General features: G+C 33.9%; 15 protein-coding genes. 13 read left to right on the top strand and 2 right to left on the bottom strand.

What is annotated here, in order from left to right; all coding sequences use genetic code 11:
• Positions 1 to 74 precede the first annotated feature (74 nt).
• From recR to MST30_RS00895, 3 genes are all read left to right on the top strand, one after another.
• Positions 75 to 692, top strand: coding sequence for a recombination mediator RecR (recR, locus tag MST30_RS00905; protein WP_243472535.1), 618 nt, complete (start codon positions 75 to 77; stop codon positions 690 to 692).
• 7 nt (positions 693 to 699) lie between these two features.
• Entirely contained in the window at positions 700 to 1,797 is a 1,098-nt protein-coding gene (locus MST30_RS00900) for a glycosyltransferase family 2 protein (RefSeq protein ID WP_243472534.1), read from the top strand.
• 86 nt (positions 1,798 to 1,883) lie between these two features.
• On the top strand, positions 1,884 to 3,224 hold the full coding sequence (locus tag MST30_RS00895) for a dihydrolipoamide acetyltransferase family protein (protein WP_243472533.1): 1,341 nt from the start codon (positions 1,884 to 1,886) through the stop codon (positions 3,222 to 3,224).
• A 320-nt stretch (positions 3,225 to 3,544) separates the two neighbouring features.
• On the opposite strand, the gene MST30_RS00890 is transcribed toward MST30_RS00895, so the two are convergent.
• Positions 3,545 to 4,303 carry a hypothetical protein gene (locus MST30_RS00890; RefSeq protein ID WP_243472532.1) on the bottom strand — a complete coding sequence of 253 codons (759 nt, stop codon included), beginning with the start codon at positions 4,301 to 4,303 and terminating at the stop codon, positions 3,545 to 3,547.
• Positions 4,304 to 4,493: 190 nt separating this feature from the next.
• Between MST30_RS00890 and MST30_RS00885 the strand changes: the two genes are divergently transcribed.
• The 10 genes from MST30_RS00885 to MST30_RS00840 all read left to right on the top strand — a co-directional run bounded on the left by MST30_RS00885 (position 4,494) and on the right by MST30_RS00840 (position 12,043).
• Positions 4,494 to 5,270, top strand: coding sequence for a 3'-5' exonuclease (locus tag MST30_RS00885; RefSeq protein WP_243472531.1), 777 nt, complete (start codon positions 4,494 to 4,496; stop codon positions 5,268 to 5,270).
• A gap of 36 nt (positions 5,271 to 5,306) precedes the next feature.
• The gene (locus MST30_RS00880; protein ID WP_243472530.1) at positions 5,307 to 6,209 is read left to right on the top strand and encodes a carboxypeptidase-like regulatory domain-containing protein; all 903 of its coding nucleotides are present in this window, start codon (positions 5,307 to 5,309) and stop codon (positions 6,207 to 6,209) included.
• 33 nt (positions 6,210 to 6,242) lie between these two features.
• Positions 6,243 to 6,854, top strand: a complete 612-nt coding sequence (locus MST30_RS00875; protein ID WP_243472529.1) for a fumarylacetoacetate hydrolase family protein — start codon at positions 6,243 to 6,245, stop codon at positions 6,852 to 6,854.
• The gene (locus MST30_RS00870; RefSeq protein ID WP_243472528.1) at positions 6,855 to 7,196 is read left to right on the top strand and encodes an Hpt domain-containing protein; all 342 of its coding nucleotides are present in this window, start codon (positions 6,855 to 6,857) and stop codon (positions 7,194 to 7,196) included.
• On the top strand, positions 7,197 to 8,441 hold the full coding sequence (locus MST30_RS00865) for a competence/damage-inducible protein A (RefSeq protein WP_243472527.1): 1,245 nt from the start codon (positions 7,197 to 7,199) through the stop codon (positions 8,439 to 8,441).
• Positions 8,442 to 8,520: 79 nt separating this feature from the next.
• Positions 8,521 to 8,757 carry a 50S ribosomal protein L28 gene (gene rpmB, locus MST30_RS00860; RefSeq protein ID WP_138434594.1) on the top strand — a complete coding sequence of 79 codons (237 nt, stop codon included), beginning with the start codon at positions 8,521 to 8,523 and terminating at the stop codon, positions 8,755 to 8,757.
• Between the two features lie 25 nt (positions 8,758 to 8,782).
• Positions 8,783 to 8,965: a 50S ribosomal protein L33 gene (gene rpmG / locus MST30_RS00855; RefSeq protein WP_076616981.1), complete on the top strand. Its 183-nt coding sequence runs from the start codon at positions 8,783 to 8,785 to the stop codon at positions 8,963 to 8,965.
• Positions 8,966 to 8,971: 6 nt separating this feature from the next.
• Positions 8,972 to 9,124, top strand: coding sequence for a DUF4295 domain-containing protein (locus MST30_RS00850; protein ID WP_243472526.1), 153 nt, complete (start codon positions 8,972 to 8,974; stop codon positions 9,122 to 9,124).
• A 142-nt stretch (positions 9,125 to 9,266) separates the two neighbouring features.
• A complete protein-coding gene (gene ftsY / locus MST30_RS00845) occupies positions 9,267 to 10,241 on the top strand; it encodes a signal recognition particle-docking protein FtsY (protein ID WP_243472525.1) in 975 nt (324 codons plus the stop codon).
• A gap of 128 nt (positions 10,242 to 10,369) precedes the next feature.
• Positions 10,370 to 12,043, top strand: coding sequence for an amidase family protein (locus tag MST30_RS00840; protein WP_243472524.1), 1,674 nt, complete (start codon positions 10,370 to 10,372; stop codon positions 12,041 to 12,043).
• On the opposite strand, the gene MST30_RS00835 is transcribed toward MST30_RS00840, so the two are convergent.
• A complete protein-coding gene (locus MST30_RS00835; protein ID WP_243472523.1) occupies positions 12,040 to 13,119 on the bottom strand; it encodes a serine hydrolase domain-containing protein in 1,080 nt (359 codons plus the stop codon). The two genes, MST30_RS00840 and MST30_RS00835, sit on opposite strands and share 4 nt — an antisense overlap.
• Between the last annotated feature and the right edge of the window lie 69 nt (positions 13,120 to 13,188).

Raw genomic sequence — 13,188 nt, 5'->3', positions numbered from 1 at the left:
TAACTTATAATTGCCCAATTGTTATACCAATCAATTGGGCTTTTTTTAGCTCTAAAATCTGTACCTTAGCACCCATGGAATTCTCTTCTAAACTTTTGGAAAATGCAGTAAACGAAATGTCGCAATTACCAGGTGTTGGTAAACGCACAGCGTTACGTTTGGTTTTGCATTTACTGAGACAACCAGAACATCAGACTTTTCAATTGGCAGAAGCACTTTCAAAAGTCAGGGCTGAAATCAATTTTTGTAAATCGTGTCATAATATCAGTGATAAAGCGCTTTGTGAAATATGCGAAAATCCTAACCGTAACGAAGAATTAATTTGCGTTGTTGAAGACATTAGAGATGTTATGGCTATCGAAAATACAAGTTCTTTTAAAGGATTGTATCATGTTTTAGGAGGAAAAATATCACCAATGGATGGTATTGGGCCTCAAGATTTAAATATCACCTCGCTTGTTGAAAAGGTGAAATTGGGTAAAGTAAAAGAACTCATCTTTGCTATGAGCCCAACAATGGAAGGAGATACCACCAATTTTTATATCTTCAAGCAAATACAAGATTACAATGTTAAGACTTCGACTATCGCAAGAGGTGTTGCGGCAGGTAATGAATTAGAATATACAGACGAAATTACTTTGGGTAGAAGCATTGTAGATCGTATTCCGTTTGAAGCTTCCTTAAAATCATAGTCTCATTTTGAAGCTTTCCGTAGTCATACTCAACTATAACGTGCGTTACTTTTTAGAGCTTTGCCTAAGAAGTGTAGAGCAGGCTGTAAAAACTATTGATGCAGAGATTATCGTGGTAGACAACAATTCGCCAGATGATAGCTGTGCTATGGTAAAACAATTGTTTCCTAATGTAAAACTGATAGAAAACAAGGAAAATCACGGCTTTTCTAAAGGAAACAATATAGGTGTTGCTCAAGCAAAAGGTGAATATTTGTGTATTCTTAATCCAGATACAGTTGTTGCTGAAGATACGTTTTCAAAAGTTTTAGATTTTGCTAAATCTCATGCTAACCTCGGAATTGTAGGATGCCAACTTGTGGATGGAAGAGGAAAGTTTCTTCCTGAAAGTAAAAGGCATATTCCAACACCAAAAGTGGCACTTCAAAAATTAATAGGAAACTCAAAAAACTATTATACCACTAGTTTAAAGCCAGATGATATTGGTAAAACAGAGATATTAGTAGGAGCTTTTATGTTACTAAAACGAGACATTTATAATGAAGTGAATGGCCTAGATGAAGACTATTTTATGTATGGTGAAGATGTAGATTTATCTTATAAAGTTTTGAAAGCAGGTTACGATAATTATTATTTTGGTGAAACCTCTGTAATACATTATAAAGGAGAGAGCACGTTACGAGACAAAGTTTATGCGCAGCGATTTTATGGTGCCATGGAAATCTTTTACAAAAAACATTTTAAGAAAAATGTGCTGATCTCTGCTCTGGTAAAAATTGTATTGAGTTTGGCATCAAAGCGGAATCCTGTGAATGAGTCAGGTGTATTAATTAAGAAAGAAACTATAGTAATTTCAGATTCTAATGATGAGGAATTAAAAAATAGAATTAATAGTCCAGTGGCTTTTACTTCAAATATAAAGGATGTGCAAACTCAAGCACAAGTTATTTTAGATACTGAATTCTTAAGCTATAAGGCTATCATAGCGTTTATAAAAACTAATAACACTACAAAACAAAACACCTATAGAATATGGGTAAAAAGTAGTAATTTTATGCTCGGAAGTGACAGTAGTGTTGGTAGAGGTGAAGTAGTAAACTTCTAATTTTTATTGAATAAAAATCAGTAAAACAGACCGTTTTTTATTAATTTTGCATTCGATTTTAAAATAAAGACCTTCAAATTATAGATATGGCAAAGTTTGAACTTAAGTTACCTAAAATGGGAGAGAGTGTTGCAGAAGCAACTATAACGTCTTGGTTAAAAGACGTTGGCGACACTATTGAAGCTGATGAAGCTGTTTTAGAAATAGCAACAGATAAGGTAGATAGTGAAGTACCAAGTGAGGTTGATGGTGTGTTGGTAGAAAAGCTTTTTGATGTTGATGATGTCGTACAAGTAGGTCAAACCATTGCAGTAATAGAAACCGAAGGAGGTGATACGGTTGAGGTAAAAGCACCAGCAACTGAATCTAAAAAAGAGGAAGCTCCTAAAGCTGTAGCAGAAGTAGCGCAAACCGTTGTGGCAGCAAAAGCAGCAGCTGAGCCTGTAGTTTCTTCTGGTGATCGTTTTTATTCTCCTTTAGTTAAAAACATTGCTAAACAAGAAGGAATTTCTCAAGCAGAATTAGATGCTATAGCAGGAACAGGAAAAGATGGTCGTGTTACTAAAAACGATATTAAATCTTACTTGCAGTCACGCAGTTCAGCACCAGTTGAGGAAGTAAAATCTCAGCCAGTTGTGGAGCAAAAAGTAGAAACTAAGGCAGTTGCATCAAATCAACCAAAAGAAAAACCAGCTTCTACACCAGTAGTTGCTTCAGGTGAAGATGAGATTATAGAAATGACCAGAATGGGTAAACTCATTTCTAAGCACATGGTTGAGTCTGTGCAGACTTCTGCTCATGTACAGTCATTTATTGAGGCAGATGTAACCGAAATCTGGAACTGGAGAAACAAGCATAAAAACAGTTTCAAAAATCGTGAAGGAGAAAATCTAACCTTTACTCCTATATTTATGGAGGCGGTTGCAAAAGCTTTGCGCGATTTTCCAATGATGAATATCTCAGTACAGGGAGATAGTATTATAAAGAAGAAACACATCAACTTAGGTATGGCAGCAGCTTTACCAGATGGTAACTTAATTGTACCTGTTATAAAAGATGCAGACCAGCTTAATTTATTAGGTATGGCTAAAAAGGTTAATGATTTAGCCAATAGAGCAAGAGAAAATAAATTGAGTCCAGACGACATACAAGGTGGTACTTATACTGTAACTAATGTTGGTACATTTGGTAGCATTATGGGTACGCCAATCATCAATCAACCACAAGTGGGTATTTTAGCATTGGGTGCTATAAGAAAAGTGCCAGCAGTTATAGAAACTCCTCAAGGTGACTTTATAGGTATTAGATACAAAATGTTTATGTCTCACTCATATGACCATAGAGTGGTCAATGGAGCTTTAGGTGGACAGTTTGTAAAAGCTGTAAAAGATTATCTTGAAGCTTGGGATTCTAATAGGGAAATTTAATTAATGCCTTGTCATGCTGAACTGTCACACTGAGCGTGTCGAAGTGTTGATTCAGCATCTCACATATATAAAAAAAGCACAGTTTTAGGACTGTGCTTTTTTGTTTTTTTGAAGTTCGTTTAACGGTCTAGTGTATGAAACGTAGCGTGTAAAAAGACACTAACTTTTCGGATTAACACAGAGCCGAATTTTTATATTTTGTTTTTAATTTTTCTCTTTTTAAAAGCCAAATTAAAAATTTGGCGGTCTTCGTAAACAAGCACAAACCTTTCGGTTAAACACTTATTAGCTATGTTTTATACACCGTGTTATGTGCTTTATTAATTCAAGTCAAAATTCTGAAAATTTAATTCTTCACTTATATCAGAATGATTATCAGTCCATTGCTGACATTCTTTAAAGATGTTTTCAAATTTTACCAAAAATTCTCTTAAAGTACAGTCGTTATTTGAAGAAACCACCCAAGTATTCCCATTATTTGCAATTAATTCTTTTTTTGCTTTTGAGGTGAAGTATACGAAAACAATTATTTTTCTTGCTCTTAATTCTTTATTGTTATGACCTCCAGATAATTTTAAAAAACTACTTTTTTGAACTATGCTTTTAGGCATTATTGGGTTATTTAAAAGCTTTCGAACTTTTTTAAACGCTTCATCAAAATCTTGGCTATTGATATTTATTGGTGCATCTAAATATGATTGATTTCTTTCGTTCTGCATATGCTTAAACATCTTAGACGCTTTTTCTAACATATTAATTCCAAAGTAAAAAGGAGGATTTGTGATAAAATTTCCACTTTCAAAAATATTCGTTCCAAAACCTTCCTGAGCTTTTAATTCAGCTATTAATTCTAAAACTAGTTCGGTTCTTTTCTCTGTCAGTTTTTTATTAATACCAAATTTATCAAATAGACTAATTGCAATAATTAATGAAATAGTTGAAAACTCAAAAATGGCTAGTTCTTTTGTGTATTTAATAATTTTCTCAAAATCACATTCATTATGAAAAACAATCCACGGGATGAGAATTAGGTTTATGATGATAAATCCAAATATCAAATACTTTTTTTTCTTTTTCATTTTAAAATTTGGTCGTTTTATACCTATTGCACATAACAATTGAATATAGATATTATCTATATCTTTACTATAACGACTAAGATAACAAATCTTTTCAATGTTTTTTTAAGTGTTAAACGAGGTTAGCTTTTTCAATACAAACAATGCTATTCAGCTAATTCTATTTATCTTTGGTTTTCAAAATTTTAATATGCAACTCAACCTAAACAAGCCTATCTGTTTTTTCGATTTAGAAACTACAGGAATCAATATCTCAAATGACAGAATTGTAGAAATTTCAATATTAAAAGTTCATCCTAACGGAAAGGAGGAAACCTATACAAAATTGGTAAATCCAACAATTCCTATTCCGGCAGAAGTGACTAAAGTTCATGGAATTTCAGATGCAGATGTTGCAGACGCACCAACCTTTAAAGAAATTTCTAAAGAAGTACATAACTTTATAAAAGATTCAGATTTAGGTGGATTTAATTCTAACCGATTTGATATTCCGCTTTTAGCAGAAGAAATGTTACGTGCTGAGGTAGACTTTGATATGAAAAACCGTTTGGCAGTAGATGTTCAGACTATTTTTCATAAAATGGAGCAACGTACGCTAAGCGCAGCTTATAAGTTTTATTGCGATAAAAGTTTAGACGATGCACATAGTGCTGAAGCTGATACTAAAGCAACTTACGAGGTTTTAAAAGCTCAATTAGAGCGCTACGAGGAGCTAGAAAATGACACTAAATTTTTAGCGGAATTTAGTTCGCGCAAAAAGTTTGCAGATTTTGCAGGGTTTTTAATTTTCAACAAAGAAGGGAAAGAATGTTTTTCTTTTGGTAAGCACAAAGGTAAGCGTGTTGTTGATGTTATGGAGCAAGAGCCAGGTTATTTTGGTTGGTTGTTAAATGCAGATTTTCCTTTGTATACTAAAAAAGTGTTAACCGCAATTAAGTTACGTCAGTTTAATAATAAATTGGGATAAATTCCTGCGAAGGCAGGAGTCTTTTTCCTAGTTCATATGAAAGTATTCTTTTTATTATTGCCATTTCTGGTATTCGCGCAACAACAAGTTGCAAAAGGCATGGTCCTAGATAAAGTAACTAACGAGCCAATTCCTTATGTCAATATTTCTATTCTAGAGTCTACAGTTGGCACATCTAGTGATGATGATGGGAGCTTTCGTTTGGAAATTAACGAAGATGATACAAATAAGGTGGTCAGTTTATCATCATTAGGTTATGAAAGTAGCAAAATACCAGTTTCTTTATTCCTTAAGTCTGAAAAGATTTTTTTGAAACCCAGAACAGAGGTTTTAGAAGAAGTAGTCATTAAGGATAAGTTTGAAGAGAAAACCAATGTTGTAAACAAAATTGAAGATTTAGATTTATGTTACGGATACGGTTCGTTAGCAGAAAACCCATGGATAATGGCTTTGTACTTTCCATATAACGAAGATTACAAAGAAACTGAATTTCTTAAGTCGGTTAAATTTCACTTTGGAAATTTTAAAAATAAAAAGGCGAAGTTTAGATTGCGTTTATTTACAATCGGGAAAGATAGCCTGCCAGATAAAGATCTCTTAAAAGAAAATGTTATTGTAGAACTTAAGAAGAAACAAAAGGAAGCTGTTGTTGATATTTCAGACTATGATATTCTCTTTCCAAGAGAAGGTTTTTACGTTGCTTTTGAATGGTTGTACATTCCTTATAATGCCGAAGAAGTAACTTTTTATTTTACTGATAAAAAAAAGAAGAAAGAAAAGCGTATCAAATATCAACCTACATTTTCAGCAACTTGTGAAGATGAAGGAAAATATATGGTAGCATCTTATATTTCTGGTGAATGGTGTTTTTATGCAGCTAAAGCTTATAAAAGTGAAAAGAAGGCAGTACCAGCAATATCCTTAACTTTGTCAAATTAATTAAAAAGATTCCTGCCGAAGCAGGAAAAATATATGAAACTCATTTGCATCGGTCGTAACTACACAGACCACATCAAAGAATTAGAAAACGAAAAACCTACAGATCCTGTTGTGTTTTTAAAACCAGATACTTCAATATTGCTTAAAAAACAACCGTTTTTTATTCCAGATTTTTCTGATGAAGTTCATCACGAAGTCGAAATTTTGGTAAAGATTAAAAAAGTAGGGAAGTACATCGATAAAAAATTTGCACATAAATATTATGATGAAATAGGGCTTGGTATAGACTTTACAGCGAGAGATCTACAAGCGCAATTAAAAGCTAAAGGTCTACCATGGGAAAAGGCAAAAGCCTTTGATGGTGCTGCTGTGATAGGGAAGTGGTTGCCAAAATCTAATTTCGAAAATGTAGATAATATCAATTTTAGTTTGAAAAAAAATGATGAACTCGTACAGTCTGGAAATACAGAACTTATGCTTTGGAAGATTGACGAGCTTATAGAATATGTGTCAAAATATTTTACTTTAAAAATTGGAGATATTATCTTTACTGGAACACCGTCTGGTGTTGGTAAGGTTTTTGCAAACGATGAATTAAAAGGGTATATTGAAAACCAAGAAATGTTTTCAATCAAAATAAAATAAATGGCAAAACATTATAAATTAGATCGCGTACGCGAAATGGCCGATAACGACGAAGACTTCGTTATGGCTTTGGCAGCAGCCTTTATAGAAGAAGTTCCTGAAGATGCTGAACGCTTAAGAAAAGCAGTGCCAGAAGGTGATTTTTACGAAACTTATCAGGCTGCACACAAAATGAAACCAACTGTGGATTTGTTTGAGCTAGGTATTTTAGATAAGCTTATAGAGGTACAAGATTGGGGAAAGTTTGAAAAATCTGATGAAAATATAGAAGCTCAACTTCAAATTGTATTGACTGCTGTAGAAAATGCAACTAACGAAATAAAAGCAGATTTCGGATTATAAATGCAAGCAGAAATTATAACAATTGGCGATGAAATTCTCATTGGTCAAATTGTAGATACAAATTCAGCATTTCTAGGTAAGGAATTCAATAAGATAGGTGTTTCTGTCTATCAGATTACTTCTGTTCAAGATGATAAAGCACATATTCTAAAAGCTCTAAAAGAAGCTGAAGAAAATGCTGATATCATTATTATTACGGGTGGTTTAGGTCCAACTAAAGACGATATTACAAAGCATACCATTTGCGAGTATTTTAATGATACTCTAATCGAAGATAAAGCTGTTCTTAATAATGTAGAGCAGATTTTTTCAAAATATAATGCACCACTTTTAGCGGTCAATAGGCATCAGGCTTTAGTGCCTTCTGGAGCTAAAGTACTTATGAATAAGTATGGTACAGCACCAGGCATGTGGTTAGAAAAAAATGGAAAAGTTTTTGTTTCACTTCCAGGTGTGCCATACGAAATGAAGGCCTTGATTAAAGATGAGGTTATTCCTTCATTACGATCTAAATTTCAGTTTCCTTACATAAAGCACAAAACATTATTAACTTATGGTATAGGTGAAAGTGCACTTGCAGACAGAATAGAAGCTTGGGAAGATAATTTGCCAAGTTTTATAAAATTAGCTTATCTGCCAAACTTAGGAAAAGTCCGTTTGCGCTTGTCTGCTAAAGCTATGGATAAGAATATTGTTGAAACCGAAATGGAACAGCAAATTCAATTGCTATTGCCTCAAATTGAAGATGTTTTTGTTGGTTTTGAAGACGATTTATCTCTAGAAGCTATTATTGGTAAGCAATTAACTGATTTAGGAAAAACAATTTCAATTGCTGAAAGTTGTACAGGTGGTCAAATTGCAAAAGCCATTACAGCAAATGCAGGAGCTTCTAAATATTTTAAAGGAAGTGTGGTGAGTTATGCCACAGAATCTAAGGTTGATATTTTAAAAATATCTGAAAAGGAAATTGAAAACCATTCAGTGGTGAGCAAGGAAGTTGCTGAAGCTATGGCCAAACAAGTAAGAGTACTGTTTAAAAGTGACTATGGGATTAGTACAACAGGAAATGCAGGGCCTTCAAAAGGAGACTCTGATGCAGAGGTTGGTACAGTATGGATTGCAATTACTTCTGATGAAGGAGTTAGAGCCGAAGTTTTTAACTTTGGAAACCATAGAGAAAAGGTAATTATGAGGGCTACAAACAAGGCCTTTGAAATGCTTCAAAAAGAAATTTTAAAAAAGTAGAGTTTTATGTTTGTTGAAACGTAAAGTTTTATTAAATTTGCACCCTGTTTTAAAATAACATACCTAAAGAAAGAAAACAATGTCAAGAGTTTGTGAACTTACTGGGAAAAAAGCGATGGTTGGAAACAATGTTTCTCACGCGATGAATAAAACAAAACGCAAGTTTAATGCAAACTTGATTAAAAAGCGTTTTTATATCCCTGAAGAAGATAAGTGGGTAACATTAAAAGTTTCTACATCTGCATTAAAGACTATCAATAAAATTGGTATTACTGCTGCATTAAAAGAAGCTAGAGCAAAAGGATTTTACAAATAAAAGCATACGCTAAAGTCAAGATAAAATGGCAAAGAAAGGAAATAGAATACAAGTTATCTTAGAGTGCACAGAGCACAAAGCTTCTGGTATGCCAGGAACTTCTAGATACATTACAACAAAGAATAAGAAAAATACGCCAGACCGTATGGAGATTAAAAAATTTAATCCTATCCTTAAGCGTATGACAGTTCATAAAGAGATAAAATAATAAATCATGGCAAAGAAATCAGTAGCGTCTTTACAGACAGGATCAAAAAGATTGACAAAAGCTATTAAGATGGTGAAATCACCTAAAACTGGAGCATACATGTTTGTAGAATCAGTAATGGCACCAGAATTTGTCAATGAATTTTTAGATAAGAAATAATCTTTATTTATATAGAGATTTATAGAACTGCTTTCATATTTGAAAGCAGTTTTTTTATGTCTATATTTGACCGATTATGACAACTTAGCAGAAACGTATTAAAGGCAAGGTTGTTGCTATTAGCTAAGCAAATAGAAATTAAATGAGTTTTTTTAAAAAAATATTTTCTTCAGAAAAGAAGGAAACGTTAGATAAAGGTTTAGAAAAATCTAAATCCTCTTTTTTTACCAAACTAAATAAAGCTGTTGCAGGAAAGTCTAAAGTAGATGATGACGTTCTGGATAATCTTGAAGAAGTACTTGTAACCAGTGATGTTGGTGTTAATACAACCCTTAAAGTCATTGAGCGTATAGAAGAGCGTGTGGCTAAGGATAAATATTTAGGAACATCTGAACTTAATAAAATCCTAAGAGAAGAAATTGCAGGCCTACTATCAGAAACCAACTCTGGAGAAGAAACCGATTATACAATTCCTAACCTACCAGCTCAAGACAATGGTAAAAAAACGCCTTATGTTTTAATGGTAGTCGGTGTTAATGGTGTTGGTAAAACAACAACTATTGGTAAGTTGGCCTATCAGTTTAAGAAGAAAGGCTTAAAAGTGGTTCTTGGTGCTGCCGATACATTTAGAGCTGCGGCAATAGACCAATTACAGGTTTGGGCAGATCGTGTAGATGTACCAATGATAAGACAAGAAATGGGAAGTGATCCTGCTTCTGTAGCTTTTGATGCTTTACAATCTGGTGTTAATCAAGATGCGGATGTTATTATTATTGATACAGCTGGACGTTTACATAACAAAGTAAACTTAATGAACGAGCTCTCTAAAGTAAAGCGTGTGATGCAAAAAGTAGTTGGTGAAGCGCCACACGATGTCTTATTAGTTTTAGATGGCTCTACAGGACAAAATGCTTTTGAACAAGCCAAACAGTTTACTGCAGCAACAGAGGTAACGTCTTTAGCAGTTACTAAACTAGATGGAACTGCAAAAGGTGGTGTGGTTATTGGTATCAGTGATCAATTTAAAATTCCTGTAAAGTATATTGGTGTTGGTGAAGGTATTGAGGACTTGCAAGTCTTTAATAAATATGAGTTTGTGGATTCGTTTTTTAAATAATAAATGAAGTTTGTCATGCTGAACTGGTTTCAGCATCTCATTAATAAAGATATTAAAACCTCACAGGTATAAAAACCTGTGAGGTTTTTTTATGATCTGTTTTCGTATTTTTATAAAAAATACCAACCATGCGTTATATCCTCTTTCTTTTCGTTTTTCTCGTTGTTTTTTCATGTAAAGATCCAAAATCTAGAGAAGCACGTGAACCGATTTCAAAATCAGAAACCGTAGAAACTACCGCAGAAGAACGATCGGAGTTAGATGCAATTTCAACTAAGGACTTCACCGAATTTAAAGTTCTGGATTCTAAAAACTTAAGTAAAGCAGACATCTGGGCAGAAATCAATCCGCAAATGGAAGACTTCACTGAAGCTGATTACAATCGCCTAAAAAAATGGATTTTAGAGCGTGATATAACTGAACTACAAGTCCGAAGAACTGCCAGCAAATTTACATATGAAGAGTTAGTAAAGTTTTACTTATACCGAATAAGAAAATTTGATAGAGAAAACACATTGTCTTTAAATTCTGTAATAGCAATTAATCCCACTGTTATAGAGGCGGCTAAAGAGCTGGATATTGATTTTGAAAATGGCACTAGGCTGCATCCAATTATGGGCATGCCAATTTTATTAAAAGACAACATTAACGCTTCTGGAATGGCAACAACAGCAGGAGCAGTTGCTCTAAGAGATAATGTTACTGATGATGCATTTATTGTAAAGCAATTAAAATCTAAAGGTGCTTTAATTTTGGGTAAAGCTAATCTTAGCGAATGGGCTTATTTCTTTTGCGGTGAGTGTCCAAGTGGATATTCAGCCATAGGAGGTCAAACCCTTAATCCTTATGGAAGACGCATTATAGATACAGGTGGCTCAAGTTCAGGTAGTGGTGTATCGGCTTCTGCGAATTTTGCAGCAGCTACGATTGGTAGTGAAACTGCGGGTTCTATATTGTCGCCAGCAAGCCAAAATTCGGTAGTTGGCTTAAAACCTACCATTGGTTTGGTAAGTCGTAGTGGAATTGTGCCAATTTCTTCAACTTTAGATACTGCAGGTCCAATCACCAGAACAGTTACAGACAACGCCATAGTTTTAGATGCAATATATGGTGAAGACAAGTCTGATTCTAAATCAATCTATGCCTTATGGGAGTCTGGTTTTTATACTAAAGACTTAAAAAATGCGAGTCTAAAAGGCAAACGTTTCGGTGCTCCAAAACGTTTGTTAGAGGATACTCTGTATGTGAAGGCTCTGGATGTTTTAAAGCTACAAGGAGCTGAAATTGTTGAGATAGATGAAGAGCAATTAGGTTTGCCAAACTTTATTAATCTTCTTAATCTTGATATGAAAAAGGATTTACCAGCGTATATGGATGCTCATGCTAATAAAAATATTCCAATAAGAACAGTTGCAGATGTCATAGAATTCAATCTAAAAGATTCTATTAAAACCATGCCTTATGGACAAAGTTTATTTAAGGGTATTGTTGCTGATAAAGGTAATGCTGAATACTTAGAGCGAATAAAAGATACTTTAAGTCGAAATGGTAAACACTATTTTGATGTACCAATGCGTGAACATCATTTAGATGGATTTTTATCCATAAATAATTACCATGCTGCTTTTGCTGCTGTAGCAGAATATCCAGCTGTCACTGTGCCAATGGGTTATACTGATAAAGGTGTGCCGAAGGGTTTAACGTTTATAGCAAAACGACTTCAAGAAAAGCAATTGTTAGAATGGGCTTACGTTTATGAGCAAGCTTCTAAAGCACGAGTTTCGCCAAAAGATTATGACTAATTTATTAGTGCATTTATCTTTTCCCATAGTTCATTATCAAAGTTAGAGAGGGCAAAATTTTCAGCATCTGCAGCATCTCCCATTCTAATGATAACAAGCTTCTTACTTGGGACAACATAAATTTTTTGGTCATTTTTTCCAAGAGCAGCATACATGTCATTAGGTGCATTGGGTATGAGTTCACCTGGAAATTGAACTTGGGATTGTGGTAATCTAAAAGACGATTTTCCGTTTAACCACCACATATAGCCATAAGATTCATTAAGGTTTTGAGAAGTATTTATAGCGTCATTTAAGTAATTTTCTGGAATAATTTGTTGACTTTCCCATTTTCCACCAGCATATACTAACAATCCAAATCTTGCCATACTACGTGTTGTACTCCAATACACACTAAAATCTCCAGTTTGTATCCATGCGCCTGACATGCCGATTCTATCTTTCAATTTAGTGTTAAAATAGGTTGACCAATCTTGGTTACTAGCTGTTGCAATGACATCTTGAAGCTTTACATAAACATTGTGATAAGCCCAACGCGTACCAGCATCAGCTATATATTGAAGATTTGAAGGAGAAACATCATCTCCTAAGCTGTCATCCAAACCAGAAGACATTGATAGCAAATGCTTACAAGTAATCAGGTTTTCTTTTTCTACAGGAGTACTTGTCCATCCAGTACCCAAATAATCAGAGACCTTATCGTCGATATTCAATAAGCCTTCACTTTCAGCAATACCTGTCATGGCTGTCGTTAATGTTTTTCCTGCACTAGCCCAATACCATGGAGAGGTGTTGGTGTGACCATCAAAGTAAGTTTCAACGACTATTTTGCCTTCATGTAATATCATAAAACTTTTGCTGTTCTTGACTTCCAAATAGTCTAAAAGAGGTTGTAGTTCATTCTCATTCCAACCTAATTCTGAAATAGACTTTGTTTCCCAAGTATCAGAATTTAAAGGAGGAAAATAAATATCTTCATTTTGTGGGTCAGAATTGTTAGGTGAGTCATTGTCACTAGAACATGACAAAATCACTAAAAAACCAAATAATACGAGCGCTATTTTTGGTAATCTCATGGTTAAGTTTTTATATAAGACACATAAATATACAAAAGGTTTAAATTCCGTTGTATCTTTGCAAACTGA

Origin of the sequence: Winogradskyella sp. MH6 (genome assembly GCF_022810765.1) — a bacterium.
Lineage (GTDB): Bacteria > Bacteroidota > Bacteroidia > Flavobacteriales > Flavobacteriaceae > Winogradskyella.
Note: the sequence above shows the minus strand (reverse complement) of the source record. Positions and strands in the feature narration are given on the sequence as shown.

Coding starts and splice junctions, on each gene's coding strand:
- recR (WP_243472535.1), top strand. CDS start 75: ATGGAATTCTCTTCTAAACTTTTGGAAAATGCAGTAAACGAAATGTCG.
- MST30_RS00895 (WP_243472533.1), top strand. CDS start 1,884: ATGGCAAAGTTTGAACTTAAGTTACCTAAAATGGGAGAGAGTGTTGCA.
- MST30_RS00890 (WP_243472532.1), bottom strand. CDS start 4,303: ATGAAAAAGAAAAAAAAGTATTTGATATTTGGATTTATCATCATAAAC.
- MST30_RS00885 (WP_243472531.1), top strand. CDS start 4,494: ATGCAACTCAACCTAAACAAGCCTATCTGTTTTTTCGATTTAGAAACT.
- MST30_RS00880 (WP_243472530.1), top strand. CDS start 5,307: ATGAAAGTATTCTTTTTATTATTGCCATTTCTGGTATTCGCGCAACAA.
- MST30_RS00875 (WP_243472529.1), top strand. CDS start 6,243: ATGAAACTCATTTGCATCGGTCGTAACTACACAGACCACATCAAAGAA.
- MST30_RS00870 (WP_243472528.1), top strand. CDS start 6,855: ATGGCAAAACATTATAAATTAGATCGCGTACGCGAAATGGCCGATAAC.
- MST30_RS00865 (WP_243472527.1), top strand. CDS start 7,197: ATGCAAGCAGAAATTATAACAATTGGCGATGAAATTCTCATTGGTCAA.
- rpmB (WP_138434594.1), top strand. CDS start 8,521: ATGTCAAGAGTTTGTGAACTTACTGGGAAAAAAGCGATGGTTGGAAAC.
- rpmG (WP_076616981.1), top strand. CDS start 8,783: ATGGCAAAGAAAGGAAATAGAATACAAGTTATCTTAGAGTGCACAGAG.
- MST30_RS00850 (WP_243472526.1), top strand. CDS start 8,972: ATGGCAAAGAAATCAGTAGCGTCTTTACAGACAGGATCAAAAAGATTG.
- ftsY (WP_243472525.1), top strand. CDS start 9,267: ATGAGTTTTTTTAAAAAAATATTTTCTTCAGAAAAGAAGGAAACGTTA.
- MST30_RS00840 (WP_243472524.1), top strand. CDS start 10,370: ATGCGTTATATCCTCTTTCTTTTCGTTTTTCTCGTTGTTTTTTCATGT.
- MST30_RS00835 (WP_243472523.1), bottom strand. CDS start 13,119: ATGAGATTACCAAAAATAGCGCTCGTATTATTTGGTTTTTTAGTGATT.